Origin of the sequence: Paenibacillus woosongensis (genome assembly GCF_030122845.1) — a bacterium.
Taxonomy (GTDB): domain Bacteria; phylum Bacillota; class Bacilli; order Paenibacillales; family Paenibacillaceae; genus Fontibacillus; species Fontibacillus woosongensis_A.
Genome location: NZ_CP126084.1, coordinates 4,696,603 through 4,712,302, shown reverse-complemented (window position 1 = coordinate 4,712,302; position 15,700 = coordinate 4,696,603). Strand labels below are relative to the sequence as shown.

Annotated in this window: 11 protein-coding genes; all 11 read left to right on the top strand. The window is 39.5% G+C overall.

Going from position 1 to position 15,700, the window contains the following annotated elements; all coding sequences use genetic code 11:
- Positions 1 to 3,012, top strand: a complete 3,012-nt coding sequence (locus QNH46_RS21855; protein ID WP_283925989.1) for a glycosyltransferase family protein — start codon at positions 1 to 3, stop codon at positions 3,010 to 3,012.
- Positions 3,009 to 4,331: a UDP-glucose dehydrogenase family protein gene (locus QNH46_RS21850; protein WP_283925988.1), complete on the top strand. Its 1,323-nt coding sequence runs from the start codon at positions 3,009 to 3,011 to the stop codon at positions 4,329 to 4,331. Before QNH46_RS21855 ends, QNH46_RS21850 begins: the two co-directional genes overlap by 4 nt.
- A 107-nt stretch (positions 4,332 to 4,438) precedes the next feature.
- The gene (locus tag QNH46_RS21845; protein WP_283925987.1) at positions 4,439 to 5,887 is read left to right on the top strand and encodes an MBOAT family O-acyltransferase; all 1,449 of its coding nucleotides are present in this window, start codon (positions 4,439 to 4,441) and stop codon (positions 5,885 to 5,887) included.
- Positions 5,888 to 5,898: 11 nt separating this feature from the next.
- Positions 5,899 to 7,638, top strand: a complete 1,740-nt coding sequence (locus tag QNH46_RS21840; RefSeq protein WP_283925986.1) for an alginate O-acetyltransferase AlgX-related protein — start codon at positions 5,899 to 5,901, stop codon at positions 7,636 to 7,638.
- A 99-nt stretch (positions 7,639 to 7,737) separates the two neighbouring features.
- A complete protein-coding gene (locus QNH46_RS21835; RefSeq protein ID WP_213593737.1) occupies positions 7,738 to 8,481 on the top strand; it encodes a sugar phosphate nucleotidyltransferase in 744 nt (247 codons plus the stop codon).
- Positions 8,482 to 8,505: 24 nt separating this feature from the next.
- Complete coding sequence (gene rfbC, locus QNH46_RS21830; RefSeq protein WP_283925985.1) at positions 8,506 to 9,054, top strand: dTDP-4-dehydrorhamnose 3,5-epimerase; 549 nt, start codon at positions 8,506 to 8,508, stop codon at positions 9,052 to 9,054.
- A 13-nt stretch (positions 9,055 to 9,067) separates the two neighbouring features.
- Positions 9,068 to 10,090, top strand: a complete 1,023-nt coding sequence (rfbB, locus tag QNH46_RS21825; protein WP_283925984.1) for a dTDP-glucose 4,6-dehydratase — start codon at positions 9,068 to 9,070, stop codon at positions 10,088 to 10,090.
- Complete coding sequence (gene rfbD, locus QNH46_RS21820; protein ID WP_283925983.1) at positions 10,087 to 10,980, top strand: dTDP-4-dehydrorhamnose reductase; 894 nt, start codon at positions 10,087 to 10,089, stop codon at positions 10,978 to 10,980. The genes rfbB and rfbD overlap by 4 nt, the downstream gene beginning before the upstream one ends.
- 50 nt (positions 10,981 to 11,030) lie before the next feature.
- On the top strand, positions 11,031 to 11,384 hold the full coding sequence (locus QNH46_RS21815; protein ID WP_283925982.1) for a hypothetical protein: 354 nt from the start codon (positions 11,031 to 11,033) through the stop codon (positions 11,382 to 11,384).
- Positions 11,385 to 11,471: 87 nt separating this feature from the next.
- Positions 11,472 to 12,449, top strand: a complete 978-nt coding sequence (locus tag QNH46_RS21810; RefSeq protein WP_283925981.1) for a glycosyltransferase family 2 protein — start codon at positions 11,472 to 11,474, stop codon at positions 12,447 to 12,449.
- A 204-nt stretch (positions 12,450 to 12,653) separates the two neighbouring features.
- Positions 12,654 to 15,569 (top strand): S-layer homology domain-containing protein, encoded by a 2,916-nt coding sequence (locus QNH46_RS21805; RefSeq protein WP_283925980.1) that lies wholly within the window; start codon positions 12,654 to 12,656, stop codon positions 15,567 to 15,569.
- Positions 15,570 to 15,700: the final 131 nt, after the last annotated feature.

The following is a 15,700-nucleotide window of genomic DNA, read 5'->3' as shown; positions in this document are numbered from 1 at the left end:
ATGAATCAATTGCGTTTTTGTATTAAAATTGGTGTCCCTACACGCTCTCAGATTAAACAATGGGGCGACTATTATTTAGCAAAAAGCTTAGTTGATGAATTGAAAAGACACGGTCATGAATGCAGGATCCAGATTCTCCCTGAATGGGATTTGAAGGATGATTTGGAGGATGATGTAATTATCCACATTAGAGGGCTTTCCTCTTATACTGTTAAACCAAAACATTTTAACATTATGTGGAATATTTCTCATCCTGATGATATAAGTCAAGAGGAATATGAAAAATATGATTTAATTTTAGTTTCATCTTACATGTATGCCGAACAGCTTAAGAAGAAAATACATGTACCCGTAGAAGTCTTTTTACAGTTTACAGACCCATTGCTTTTTTATCCTAAGCGAAATGATAAATATAGTTATCCTCTTTTATTTGTAGGGAACTCGCGGGGAGTCTATAGGGGAATTGTTAAAGATGCTATGAGTAGTTCAGAGCAATTGTTGATTATTGGGTCTGGTTGGAAAGGGATAGTTGACAGTAAGTACATTCTTGCTAAATGGTTTCCTAATGAAGAATTAAATGAGATTTATTCATCGTGCCATGTTTTGTTAAATGACCATTGGGAAGATATGCGTAAATATGGGTTTATCAATAATCGTTTTTTTGATGCTGTCGCATGTAAAGCGTTAGTGATTAATGATGATCATCCTGAATTGAAAAGCATTTTTCCATCAGCACTAACTTATAGCACTCAAGAACAATTAAAATGGTTGCTAAATGATATCAATAAGAATAGGAAAAAATACAAAGACATTTCAGATCAATTGCATGATGAAGTAATGTCGAATCACACTGTAGTTCAAAGAGTTCAGCAATTATTAATGTTGTTAACACAATATAACGAAGTATTGAATGAGAAAAAATTTATACCTGAACCGATAATACACCATTCAATAAAAGATATTAGCAAGCGTTTTTTGCTGAAACGATTTGGCTACGGTAAGTTATATCGAATTACCCGTATAGTTTATTTAAACTTGAAAACAACAAGGATTTTTATTGAAAAATTAAGAAAAACAATTCAGAAGAGGCTTTTTAGATACAAAAACAAAAAAAAAGTGTTGCTAAATATGTCATCTGAATCTGAAATCAAAGCACTTGCTCAAAATATTGCTAAACCAATAGAGGATAATGTAACAGATGCATTAATTAGTATCATTATACCTACTAAAAATGGGAGAGAGCATCTTAAAGGACTATTCCCTGCTCTGAAGAAAAACACATTATATTCCAGATATGAGATCATTATTGTTGATAATAATAGTCAAGATAAAACCAGGAACTATGTGGAATCCTGGAAGAACAGTCTTAATATCCGGTACTATAATACTGGTCAGAATCTTAACTTTTCACAAAGTGTCAATTATGGAGCATCCAGGGCAAAAGGCCAGTATATCTTATTGTTAAATAACGATGTTATGCCACTATATGGGTGGCTTGATGAGATGCTTATGGCAATGCTAAGTGAAGAAGAGGTTGGGATTGTTGGTTCAAGATTAATTTATAACCAGTTAAATTCCTCTAGATTAAAAATTAAAGAAATCATATACCCTGGTTGTTCAGTTCAACATGATGGGATTAGATTCAGGTGGACGAAAGCTGGTGTTATTCCCGTTAATACCGGGAAATACAAAAATCCACTAATAGAAGTTGATTCTTTAGATGTAATTTCGGTACCAGCTGTTACCGCTGCTTGTTTACTTACCGATAGGAAACTTTTTCAGCAAATAGGTGGTTTTGATGAAGAATATTGTTTTGGAAAAGAAGATGTTGACTATTGTCTTAAAATTTTAGAGCAGAACAAAAAGATACTGGTTGCTAAGAATTCTCTATTGTTCCATAGAGAATTCTCCTCACAAATTAAGCAAAAAAGATCGGTTATTAAGCGCTCAAGGATCCAGAATCATGAACGATTTGTATCTATTTGGGATGAACGACTGACATCATTAATATGGGAAGAAAAGCTTTTTTCAAAAACTAGCTATTGGACAGAAGAACCACTACACATTGTTTTTTTAGTAACTGAAAATGAAATAACAACAACTGCAGGTGACTACTTTTCAGCTCGGGGTTTAGGAGATGCATTAAGACAGAAATTTGGTTATCGAATTAGTTATTTAGCAAGAAGACCTGAATATGAATGGGATGAAATCCCCCAATCTGCTGATATTGTTGTTTCAATGCTTTATGATTGTGATATTCGTAGTTTAAATGTCCCGGAAGGATCTATTACTATTGCATGGATTCGAGGGTTTGTTAATTACTGGAAAAAAGTAAAATACATTCATCAATTTGATGGAATTATTACATCTTCCGCTTATGTACAAAGCGAGTTGTTCAATATAGTTGACAAATCAAAGCTGTGGGGAATTCTCCCCTTAGCAGCAAACACAAATATATTTAGGGCTGATGCTCCAGAAATAGATAGAACTGTCGATGTTTCTTTTGTAGGGAATTTATTTCATATTCCTCGAAGCATTGTGGATAATTTAGATATAAGTTTAAATATGAATTTCAAATTTTATGGTAGGTTAGAAACGGGGGAGGTTAATCATCCATGGCAAAATTTCCATCAGGGAAACATCTCGTATTTAAATCTCCCTAACTTATATCAAAGAAGTAAGATTGTTATAGAAGATATTGCGCCCTTTAACCGCGGAACAATAAATTTACGAATATATGAGGCAATGGCTAGTGGAGCATTAGTTATTGCTAATAATGCTCCAGAAATTAAAGAAACATTTAGTGAGCACGTGCTTATTTATCAAAGTAAAGAGGAATTAAATTCTTTGATACAATATTATTTAACTCATGAAGCTGATCGAGAGGAAATTGCGTTTAAAGCAAAGGAATTTATTCATCGTGAGCATACCTTTTTAAAGCGTGCGGACGTATTTCGAAACATATTATTCAGTAATTTGGTAAAAGGACAACATAAATTGGAGGACATATGAAAATTACAATGATAGGCACAGGATATGTTGGATTAACTTCTGGAGTATGTTATTCGGAGATGGGCCATACGGTGATTTGTGCCGATATTGATGAAGATAAAATTGATCAACTGAAAAGTAATGAATGCCCAATCTACGAGCCTGGATTAAAGGAACTCATAATTAAAAATAGTTCGAGAGGAAATTTATCTTTTACTACAGATATTGATGAAGCTGTTAAGCTGGCTGATATCGTTATGATTGCTGTAGGTACTCCGTCACTTCCTGACGGTGGTGTTGATATGTTTTATGTGGAAGAGGTTGCTCGCAAAATCGGAAAATCAATCAATAACTACAAAATAATTGTTAACAAGAGTACTGTTCCAGTAGGTTCAGCAGATAAAGTTCGTCACATTATTCAGAGTTGCACCAATATCCCATTTGATGTAGCATCAGTCCCGGAATTTTTAAGAGAAGGTTCTGCCGTGAACGATATATTAAATGGAGAGCGTATAGTCATAGGAGTAGACTCAGAAAAAGCTAAAGATATTTTAATAAATACACATGCACCTTTCAATATTCCGATTCAAGTTACAGATATTCGTAGTGCTGAATTAATTAAATATGCAGCAAATTCCTTTTTGGCAATGAAAATATCTTTTATTAATGAAATAGCAAATCTGGCTGAAAAGGTTGGCGCTGATGTTCTAGAGGTTGCTAAGGGTATTGGCAGTGACAGTAGAATTGGAAATAAATTCCTAAATGCTGGTATTGGATTTGGAGGGGCCTGTTTTCCTAAAGACACGCTTGGATTAATTAGTATTGCGGAACAGGTTGGGCACGATTTTGCAATTATGAAGGAAGTAGTGAAAGTTAATAGCAAGCAGTATTTAAAGGTGATTGAGAAGTTACAGTCCGTATATCCTAAGCTTAATGGCAAAACTGTATCTATCTTGGGCTTGTCATTTAAACCTAATACTAATGACCTTCGAGAAGCCCCATCTATAAAAATAATTGAAGAGTTAGTTAAAATAACAAATGGTAATATTAACATCCGAGTGTTTGACCCAATATCAATGGAAGAGGCCAGAGGACAATTACCGAATTCAATTGAATACTGTTACTCTGTTGAAAATGCAGTAACAGAATCTGATGCTGCGATTATTGTAACTGAATGGAAGGATATTGTAGAAGAAAACTGGGTTGAACTCGCAAAGTGTATGAATTCACCTATTATTATTGATGGGAGAAATAGCCTGAACTTAATCGATAATGATAATATTACTTATTTGGGTATAGGAAGAAAAGAAAGGGCTTTAAGGTTAGTAAACCCACTTTAAAAGGATTTTAATAGTAAAGAATCTTACTAAAAACAATTTTTAATGAGGGAGTTCTCATTTAAAAATAATCCACAGTAATAACTATTATTTCAAAAGGTGGAATTTTGGTGGTATTTAGTTCTCCAATTTTTTTGTTTGTTTTTTTACCAATTATACTTATAGGCTATTTTTTAATAAGAACTAAATATAAAAATTTATTTCTTTTAGGGGCCAGCTTGCTTTTTTATTGTTGGGGTGAACCCAAATATGTTTTGCTAATGCTGGTCTCTATTTTATTAAATTATATATTTGGAATTTTGGTTGAAAATAATAAAAACAAAGGAAAATTAGCTAAGAAAATTACCGGATTGGCTGTTGTTGTTAATTTAGGAATTCTTATATTATATAAATATGCGAATTTTATTATTGATAATCTAAATGTAGTGGCTCAAAGTATAGGATTTAAGCCGATATATTTAGAACCAATAGATTTACCAATTGGCATTTCATTCTATACATTTCAGGCAATGTCGTACGTAATAGATGTATACAGGCGTGATACGGTTGCTCAAAGGAAATTATCAGATCATGCATTGTATATTTCTTTATTTCCTCAATTAGTTGCAGGTCCAATAGTAAGATATAGTGATATTTCGGAGCAGATTAAAAATAGAAAAACTACTATTGAGGATTTTGAGTATGGTATAAGACGCTTTATTATTGGGTTAGGTAAAAAGGTGTTGATAGCTAATCCGCTAGGGCGGATTGCAGATGATATTTTTTCCTTAAGCGGTGAAAATTTATCAAGTTCCCTATCGTGGTTTGGCCTAATATGTTATTCATTTCAAATTTATTATGATTTTTCAGGTTATTCTGATATGGCAATTGGTTTAGGGAGAATGTTTGGATTTAAATTTTTGGAGAATTTCAACTATCCGTATATTTCGAAGTCAATTAAAGAGTTCTGGAGACGCTGGCATATATCCTTGTCTTCTTGGTTTAGAGATTATGTTTATATTCCTCTTGGGGGAAGTAGATCTACTGTTTTTGTGACATATAGAAATTTAATTATTGTTTTTTTACTTACAGGAATTTGGCATGGAGCCAGTTGGAACTTCATAGTGTGGGGATTGTTTCATGGGTTGTTTTTATTACTGGAGAGAACTAGATTCGGCAATTTATTAGACAAAATATGGTCTCCGATAAAACTAGTTTATACTTTATTTGTTGTGATGATAGGGTGGGTATTCTTTAAATCTGAAACCTTTGGCAGCTCGGTTATTTATTTGAAAGCAATGTTTAATTTATATAGCAACAATATATCCAATTTATATAATGTTTCTATGTTTATTAATAATGAAATTTTATTAGTGTTATGTATAGCGATAATTGGTGCAACTCCAATCCCTAAAAAAATGGTTAATAAGATTGAACATCATATTAATAAAAAGAAATCGATTGTATTAAAAATAGGATACGAAAGCTTATATATAGCTAGTTTAATTGCTTTACTGCTATTTTCTGTAATGTCTTTAGCAACTTCAACGTATAATCCTTTTATTTATTTTAGATTTTGAGGGGAAAATAAATGGCTCTATTAAAAAAAAGTAAAAAAATCAATTTTTTGATAAGTATATTTTTTACTTTAGCTATTATTGTGTTATTTAGTTTATTTTACAAAGGTTCAAGTTCTACTCAATTATTAGTGGATGTAAGGATACCGCAAGATGATAAATATCAAGTGTTCTATGATATCGGGAATGGTTTCAAGGAAGATGACTCAACTACAATAAGTGTAGAAAAAAGTGAAGATATTCAAACTTTGAATTTTAAAATACCATCTAATGTGAAAAATTTAAGAATAGACTTAGGGACCTCAATTCAGACTATATATATTGAAAAGGTGATTTGGAAAAATAACTCGAGGAAACATGTATGGTATCCAGAAAATATAATTACTGATTTTAATATTAAAAACAATATTGAAAAAATTGAATTAGTCGAAAATCAACTTAAAATTGTTACGAATGGTAAAGACCCTTTTCTTATATCCAAGAATACCTTGGGAATAAGTATTTATCTTAGTAAAGATATATTTAATATAATGATTATGTATTTAATTATTATTTTAGTAGGGGTAGTTTTTTTCTGTTTATTGCAAGTATCTAATGTTGATTTAATTAGTAAATTGAATTCGCTTTTTAATAATTTCAAAGTCATTTCTTTATGTGCATTATTTATGATAATTATCATTTTCCCAATGCTAAGTAATACATTGGGTATAACGTCTAGTGCGCCTGACGTTGAGAAAAGAAAATTAGCTGAAAAGCCGATTTTTAATTTAAAAAATAGCTCGTATAAGAGCTTTTTTTCTAATTACGAAAATTATGTTAATGATAATTTTGGATATAGAGGTCAACTGATAAAATTAAATAATATTTTAAAAGTGAAATTGTTACATACCTCCCCTGTTGATAGGGTGATTCTTGGTAAAAACGGTTGGATGTTCTATAAGGCTGACGGTGTGATAGATGACTACAGAGGGATTAACCACTTTAGTAATGAAGAACTAGAGAAAATCAAAACAAATCTTGAAGAAAGAAAAAAGTGGCTTGAAGGTCAGGGGATTGAATATTATATTATGGTGGCTCCGAATAAACACACAATTTATTCGGAATATTTACCATCGAATATTGTTAAATATAATCAAGAATCAAGGCTGGATCAATTAATAAAATATCTATCTAAGAATTCAGAAATAAAGATAGTTGATGTACGATCAGCACTATTAAATAATAAGAGTCAGTATATTCTATATAAGAAAAATGATACACATTGGAATAGTATGGGCGCTTTTTTGGCTTATGAAGAGATGGCAAAAATTTTTGAGAGTGATTCAATAATTACAGTGCCAGTTAAATTAAATAATTACTCGATAAAAGAAGAAATTAGTGGTGGCGATTTAGCCAATATGTTATCTATGAATAATATTTTATTAGATAAGCATTTGAAATTAGTTCCAAATTTCAAAAGCAAGGTTGTGGATGTTGAAGTAAACAGAGAGTTGTTCCCTAATCCCAATAGATTAGTTGTGAAGGAAAATACATCACTCGAAAAACATCCCAAATTATTGATGTTCAGGGACTCCTTCGCTATTGACATGATCCCATTTTTATCTGAAAATTTTTCGAGAAGTGTATATATATGGGATCATAATTTCAATTCTAATATTATTGAAAATGAAAAACCTGATGTTGTGGTTCATGAATTGGTTGAAAGAAATATTCAGGCTTTATTATATGATAATCCTGAAAGTATAAAGAATTAAATTGTAAGGTCAAATTTTTAACCTAAGCCCTGAGTAATACTATTCACTGAACCAACTTTTTTATTTGCTTATCAGGTTAACAATAATTAGGAGGCTACTATGAAAGGCATAATTCTAGCAGGCGGTACAGGCTCCCGCTTATATCCATTAACTAAAGTAACGAACAAACACCTTTTACCTGTAGGTAAATACCCTATGATTTTTCATGCGGTACATAAATTAAAACAAGCAGAAATCACGGATATCTTGATTGTTACCGGTAAAGACCATATGGGCGACGTCGTTAACTTGCTCGGAAGCGGTCATGAGATGGGGGTCACATTCACTTACAAGGTTCAAGACGAGGCTGGGGGGATTGCCCAGGCGCTTGATTTGGCTGAACAATTTGTTGGTGATGATCAAATGGTGGTTATTTTGGGCGATAACGTGTTTGCAGATGATATTTCACCATTTGTGGCTAATTTCCGGCAGCAGCAGGCCGGTGCAAAAATTCTGATTCAGCAGGTATCTGATCCAACCCGATTCGGTGTCCCTGAATTGGACGGCGATCGTATCATTTCAATTGAAGAAAAACCTAAACAACCTAAATCGAATTACGCGGTTACCGGCATATATATGTTTGATCATAAGGTATTTGATATAATTAAGACGCTGAAGCCATCTGCTCGAGGCGAATTGGAAATCACAGACGTCAATAATGCATATATTGAACGAGGCGAGCTTACTTTTGACACTTTGCAAGGCTGGTGGACAGATGCTGGAACCCATGCATCCTTAGCCCGGGCTCATGATTTGGCGCAAGATATCGTGTTTGGCGAAGAGTTTGGTAAACTTAAGTTGTAGTAAGTATAAGGAGGAGAGTCATCCATGAAATTAACTCCTTTAAGGTTAGAAGGCGCCAGCCTGCTAGAACCGGTGGTACATGGCGATCACCGGGGTTTTTTTATGGAGAGTTACAATGAACAGGTTATGAAGCAGCTTGGAGTCAATCATCATTTCATCCAAGATAACCAATCACTATCTGCAGAGCCTGGTGTTTTGCGCGGGCTGCATTACCAGTTGAACCCTAAAGCACAAACCAAGCTGATCCGGGTGCTCACGGGGGCAATCTATGATGTAATTCTGGATATTCGTCGCAGCTCACCTACTTTTGGACAATGGATCGGAGTCATTCTCAGCGAGCATAATAAGCGTCAACTTCTAGTACCTAAAGGATTTGCCCATGGATTCTGTACCTTGGTGCCGAATACGCAAGTCCTTTATAAAGTGGACGAATATTATTCCCCGGAACATGACCGCGGCATATTATGGAATGATCCGGCTTTGAACATTGACTGGCCGGTTAGCGAACCATTGCTATCCGATAAAGATCGGAATCACCCGACATTTGCGGATGCAGAAATGAACTTTGATTAGGAGGTCTCTATTCATGAAATTGCTGGTTACAGGTGGTGCCGGATTTATCGGCAGCAATTTTGTGCTATATATGCTGCGGCAGTACCCGGAGTATGAAATTATAAATGTGGACTCTCTGACGTACGCAGGCAATTTGGAAAATTTAAAATCGGTGGAGAATAACCCGAAGCATACGTTTGTTAAGGCCGACATTACGGATGCAAAGGCGATGGATGACCTTATCAGTCAAGGCGTTGATGTCATCGTGAATTTTGCAGCGGAATCCCACGTGGACCGGAGCATCCTGGAGCCGGACGTATTCGTGAAGACGAATGTGCTGGGTACCCAAGTGTTGTTGGATGCCGCCCGTAAGTATGAGATTACAAAGTTTGTTCAAGTCTCTACGGATGAAGTTTACGGTACACTTGGAGATACGGGATTTTTCACGGAGAAGACGCCGCTCGAACCTAACAGTCCATACTCCTCAAGTAAAGCTGGAGGAGATTTACTTGTCCGTGCTTATCACGAGACATTTGGTCTTCCTGTAAATATTACGCGCTGCTCCAACAACTACGGCCCATATCAATTTCCGGAGAAGCTGATCCCCCTTATGATCTCTAAAGCTTTGGCCGACGAGTCGCTTCCAATCTATGGTGATGGCTTGAATGTTCGGGATTGGTTATACGTTGAAGATCACTGCAGCGCAATTGACCTTGTGATTCATAAGGGGAGAAATGGCGAAGTATATAACGTTGGTGGTCATAATGAGCGAACCAATATACAAATTGTTAAAACCATTTTAGAACAATTAGGTAAACCCGAATCTCTCATTACTTTCGTAAAAGATCGCCCAGGACATGACCGCCGTTATGGCATTGATCCGACCAAAATTATGAATGAACTGGGCTGGAAGCCGAAGCATAACTTTGAAACAGGCATCAAGGAAACGATTGAGTGGTATTTGCAAAATAAAGAGTGGTGGACTCGCATCCAGTCTGGAGCATACCAGGAGTATTATGCCAAGCAGTATGGCGAGCGCCTCGGTGAGCGTGCATGAGAGTTCTTGTAACCGGGGCTGGCGGACAGCTAGGGCAGGACGTTCTTCGTGTATTTCAAAATGCTGGCCATATCGTGCTGCCTTGTGATCGAGAGACATTGGATATAACTGACTTCGACAATTGCTTGGAGCGCACAGAAGCATTCAAGCCGGACGTTGTCATACATTGTGCAGCGTATACAGCGGTAGATCAAGCCGAGAGCGATGTGGATACAGCGTACGCTGTTAATGCCTCCGGCACTAGAAATATGGTGTTGGCAGCTCAAAGCGTAGGCGCGAAATTCTGTTATATCAGTACGGATTACGTGTTTGACGGGACCGCGAAGGCTCCTTATCACGAATATGACAACACGAACCCGCAGAGTATTTACGGCAAATCGAAGCGGGCTGGTGAGGTATTGGTACAGAGCTTATCGTCCGCTTTTTTTATCGTGCGAACCTCTTGGGTATACGGGCTGCATGGGCATAATTTTGTGAAAACCATGCTGAAATTAGGTGCGGAGAAACCTGAGTTGAAGGTGGTTAATGATCAGAAGGGATCCCCGACCTATACCGTTGATTTGGCGCAGTTTTTGCTCGAGCTTGCCCAGACGGAGAAGTACGGGATTTATCATGCTTCCAATACAGGTGAATGCACTTGGTTTGAATTTGCCAAGGCGATTTTTGATGAGGCGGAGCGTATTTTTGGCCAAAACTACCCGGTACGGGTAGAGCCTTGTACTACAGAGGAATTTCCTCGTCCGGCTCCGCGGCCCCGCAGCTCGGTGATGGAACATTTGGCCATTCGAACAAATGGGCTCAGGGATCTTCGCCCATGGCGGGAAGGACTGCAGGCTTTTTTGCGAGAGCTTGGCGAGAGTGACGAGGACAAATCATATAGCACCCGTTAGTCCGGTTTGTTATAATGGAATGTATCAATACTAGAAGCGAGGTTGTTGAGATGGAAATTGAGAAAATACTTCAACAACAACAGGAATTGCTCGCACAGCTTATTCAGATGGTTGCAGAAAATAATCAAAAGCTGACGAAGGTGGATCAACGACTGGACTCCGTGGATCAACGACTGGACTCCATGGATCAACGGCTTGACACCATGGACCAACGATTAGGTCAAGTTGAGCAGCAGACGGCAAAAATCGACGTCATTGAGCAGAAACTGGATAAACTGTCGAATCGGTTAGAAGAATATCGGGACGATTCCTATTCGCAACGTCGGCAAATAACCGGAGTGGAAGCGGATTTAAACGAAATATTTCGTAGGATCGAAAGATTGGAAGAACACACCCAACTCTAATTCTTCCGGGATAAATCGTACAGAGCACTGAGAGTCTAGCGGTGCTCTTTTCTTATCTTATGATTATCATAGAAAAGGATCTAGCCTATGACACCTACCGTTAGCGTACATATCGTAACTTATAACAGTGCCGATGATATCAAGGAATGCCTTGAAGCTGTCATGCAGCAGACCTATGGAATCCAACAGGTGGTTATTATCGACAATGCTTCATCAGATGGCACGGTGGATTGCGTCAGATCATTTATAGAGCGAGTCAATGATACTAACGAGTTTATCGCCAGCAAGATAAACACTGAAATTCTGCTAGTCCCGAATCCCGAGAATACCGGATTTGCCCCGGCTCATAATCAGGCGATCCAGCTTACGGATACCGACTACGTGTTGGTGTTGAATCCGGATGTGCAGCTTCGGCCGAATTATGTCGAACGACTCGTTGAATACATGGAGCAGCATCCCGATGTTGGCAGTGCTACAGGGCTGCTTCTGCTGAAGTCCGCTCCTGATACTGTCGACAGTTCCGGCATCGTTATGAACGGGATATGGCGTGCCTTCGACCGGGGGGCTGGAGAACCCGCTTCAGAGTGGCGTGAGTCAGGTGAAGTGTTTGGTGTATCGGGAGCGGCTGCCGTATATGCTCGAACGATGATCAAGGACATTTCGATTCGGGATGAATTTTTTGATGCGGACTTCTTTGCTTATAAAGAGGACGTGGATGTCGCTTGGCGGGCTAGGCAGCTTGGCTGGAAGGCCTATTATTGCGCTGAGGCGGTCGGGTTGCATGAACGGGGCTGGAAAAAAGGCAGCCGCAGGCAGCAGTCTATTTTCATTCGCAGAATGTCCTATATAAACCGCTATAAAATGCTTTACAAGAATCTGCGCGGGGGGAGTTGGCTGCGTCCGCTCCCTAAACTGCTAGCGTATGAGCTGTTGACTCACGGTTATATTTTACTAAGGGAACCGAGGGTGTTAAGCGCATGGAAGAGCTTTTGGAGGCAGCTGCCCGTACTCAGGCAGAAACGGCAGGAGATCCGCAATAAAATTCAAAATAAAGACAGGCTTTGACCTCATCAGAACTCATTTTAGGATGGGTTCTTTTTTATGGTGAAAGGTACCAATCAAGAGTGGAACTCATCACACTCATAATCTTATAGTCCTAAAAAATAATAAAATTTTATACCAAACTAAGTCTTTAGTATGTATAATTGATATAATGCCTATTAAATTAGGTATATTCACTCATTTATTTAACAGGGGAGGAAGGAAGATTTGAAGCAGCTTAGAAGAAAAAGCAACAAATTCCTGAGCCTGGTTCTCGGACTTTCATTGCTGGTTTCATCGGTAGCGGGAGCGTTTGCTGCACCGGCACTGGCAAGCGCCGAGTCAGCAGCCAAGGCGAACAGCCTTCAGCAGCATTGGGCGGGAACAGTCCTGAAAGAATGGCAGGACAAAGGATACATAAAGGGAGATGAGCAGGGCAATCTGCAGCCGGATGGGAAAGTAACCCGGGCTCAGCTGGCGGCATTGATCAACCGTTCATTTCAGCTGGAAGAGTCCAAGACAGTCTCTTACAGCGATGTTAAGACAGAGGCTTGGTACTACAAAGATGTTGTCAAGGCAGCGGCCAAAGGTTACATGAAAGGTTATGAGGACGGAACCTTTAAGCCAAATGCCAACGTTAGCCGTCAAGAGCTGGCGGTTATTTTAACATCATTGCTGGGGCTTAAGCCTTCCGACGCTTCCAATTCCTTCAAAGATACGGCGAACAGTCCGGCTTGGAGTAAAGGGGCGATTGGTGCTGTAGCGAACAGCGGACTTATGAAGGGGAATGACGGGAATTTCAACCCCCTCGCATCGGCAACCCGTGCAGAAGTTGTAAGTGTGCTGGATCGTGCATTGAAGCAATCATCCAGTCAAGCTATCGTAACCTACAATAAGGCGGGAAGCTATGGACCAAGCACTGGAACCGAAACGATCCAAGGTTCAGTACATATTACGACTGCCGATGTGACCTTGAATAATCTGGTCATTGAAGGCGACTTGTTACTCGGTGAAGGCATTGGAGAAGGGGATGTTACCCTGAACAATGTTACTGTAAAAGGCTCTACCATCGTCGAGGGCGGCGGCGAGAACAGTATTCACGTTGTGGATTCCGTGCTGATCACGGTCATTGTCAATAAAAAAGACGGCAGTGTTCGCATCGTGGCGGAAGGCAACAGTGTAGTGTCACAGGTTACCCTGCAATCTGGTGCTATCCTCGAGGAAGCGGGCTTAAGCGGATCGGGATTCCAGGATTTGATTCTTTCCGAACAAATTCCAGCGGGAGCAGAAGTATCGCTTGCAGGTAAGTTCGAGACGGTCGACGTGGTAGCGACTTCGCTGAGCATTAAATTGACCTCAGGTTCCATCGGCGAGCTAGCTGTCGGCGATCAAGCCACAGGAAATAACGTTCAAATTGGTGCTTCGGCTCTCATTTCCTCGCTGATCTTGAACGCGGCGACAAATGTGGGAGGACAAGGCTCGATCGGTCATGCGGAAATCAATGCCTCCGGTTCTAACCTGGCGCAGCGTCCGGGAAGTGTGAGCTACGGTAACAATAGCTCCGCTAACATTGGCGGACAGTTATCCTCAGGCAGCACAGGGAATTCAAGTGGATCCGGCTCAAGTAACAGCGGCGGTTCGACTCAGCCTGAGCGCAATCATCTCATCGTAACGAACGGTAAAGTAAGCTTGAAGTTCATTAGTGCAGTCTCTGGCCTGGAGCTTGCGGATTTGAATGTCGCTGCGACGGTTGCAGGGGATGCTGTCAGCTTGGAGAATGTTGCTTTCGATGGCTTGGCTAACGAGCTCTCCTTTGATCCTCTATCGTTGGAAGAGCATTATGGCAAGCAATTGGTTGTAGAGGTAACTCCTCAAGAAGGAGTAACTAAATTTAGCGGGATATTAAGCGGAAGCGTGCGTCTTGAAGGCTTCGCCGGTACAATTGTTGATGTAGACGATCAGCCGGTGGCAGACATGACGATTAAATTCCGCAGAGGTCTTGCCAATACAAACGGCGCTGTAGCTGCTACAGTAGTTACCGATCAGAACGGACGGTATTTGGTCAACCTGCCTGCCGGCATTTATACAGGTGAGTTGAACAAAGCTGGGTTTATTAAAGGATATGTTGTTGGAGTATCGGTTAGCGATACGTTCAACCAGAATGAGAATGCTACGGCAATTAAAGTGCCGGAATCTGGGGAACTTCGCATTGTACTGACATGGGGCGAGAAGCCTCTGGACGAGGATTCCCACCTCATTGGCCCTACACCGGCCGGGGGCAATTTCCACACCTGGTATGCAGATAAAGTACATCGCTTTAACGGCGAAGTGTACGCTGATTTGGATCATGACGATGTCGATTCCTATGGTCCAGAGACGACAACCATTCGTAAAAGAGTCGACGGGGTTTACACATTCTACGTGCATAACTATTCCCGGAACGGCTTTGATGGCAAGGAAACCTTGCGTAAATCTACCGCGAAGGTAGAAGTTTACGATGCAACCGGCAATCCGCTGGCTACTTACCATATCCCTACGGGAGAAGGCACTGAACTCTACTGGCATGTTTTCGATATGAAAATCGAAGGCACCAACATTGAGTTCATCGACAAAAACCTGCTCGTAGATACCGCCCCTAGCGGTTCTGTATCCGAGCCAAGCGCAGAGTACGCGCTTCTGCAGCAGGAACAGAATAAGCTGGCTTCTGTTACGACTGTAACGTACAATACGCAGCCTGGCGAAGCATTATCCTTAACGTATCCAGGCGAATCCTTGCTGGATGACACTGAGGTTAAAATACGGAGTCTGTTCCCTAGCTCTGTAACAGATGATGTGTATTTGACGAAGAGTCCGGATCTAAGCAAGGTTATACTCAGCCAGTATAACAACACTGGCGGACCGGTATTCTACAGTGCGGAGGTTGAGCTGAGCAGAGGCGGCTTCACAGTTACTAGCTGGATTAATATTGAACTGCCGACGTTGGATGTTTTGCTCATTGAGGCAAAAGCCAACGCTGCAGCTTTGGGCAGACCAGAGCTTGCGGGTGAAATTCAAGCTGTTGAAGATGCACTGGGGAACGGCGCTGACATAACGGCCAAAATTGCCGCCCTGCAGTCTCTGCTGGCTGCTCTTGCAAATCTATAATAAGCAATAAAGATTCATGGCTTCAGTCAAGTTCGTTTTAGAAGAAGCGGCTTTCATCGGTGCCAACCGATGAAAGGCCGCTTCTTTTTTCGTTTAATATAAAGTAACTCTATCTATATGTTATAATGTCG

Bases quoted from the DNA above. Each gene is read 5' to 3' on its own strand.
- QNH46_RS21855 (WP_283925989.1), top strand. From the start codon at position 1: ATGAATCAATTGCGTTTTTGTATTAAAATTGGTGTCCCTACACGCTCT.
- QNH46_RS21850 (WP_283925988.1), top strand. From the start codon at position 3,009: ATGAAAATTACAATGATAGGCACAGGATATGTTGGATTAACTTCTGGA.
- QNH46_RS21840 (WP_283925986.1), top strand. From the start codon at position 5,899: ATGGCTCTATTAAAAAAAAGTAAAAAAATCAATTTTTTGATAAGTATA.
- QNH46_RS21835 (WP_213593737.1), top strand. From the start codon at position 7,738: ATGAAAGGCATAATTCTAGCAGGCGGTACAGGCTCCCGCTTATATCCA.
- rfbC (WP_283925985.1), top strand. From the start codon at position 8,506: ATGAAATTAACTCCTTTAAGGTTAGAAGGCGCCAGCCTGCTAGAACCG.
- rfbB (WP_283925984.1), top strand. From the start codon at position 9,068: ATGAAATTGCTGGTTACAGGTGGTGCCGGATTTATCGGCAGCAATTTT.
- rfbD (WP_283925983.1), top strand. From the start codon at position 10,087: ATGAGAGTTCTTGTAACCGGGGCTGGCGGACAGCTAGGGCAGGACGTT.
- QNH46_RS21815 (WP_283925982.1), top strand. From the start codon at position 11,031: ATGGAAATTGAGAAAATACTTCAACAACAACAGGAATTGCTCGCACAG.
- QNH46_RS21810 (WP_283925981.1), top strand. From the start codon at position 11,472: ATGACACCTACCGTTAGCGTACATATCGTAACTTATAACAGTGCCGAT.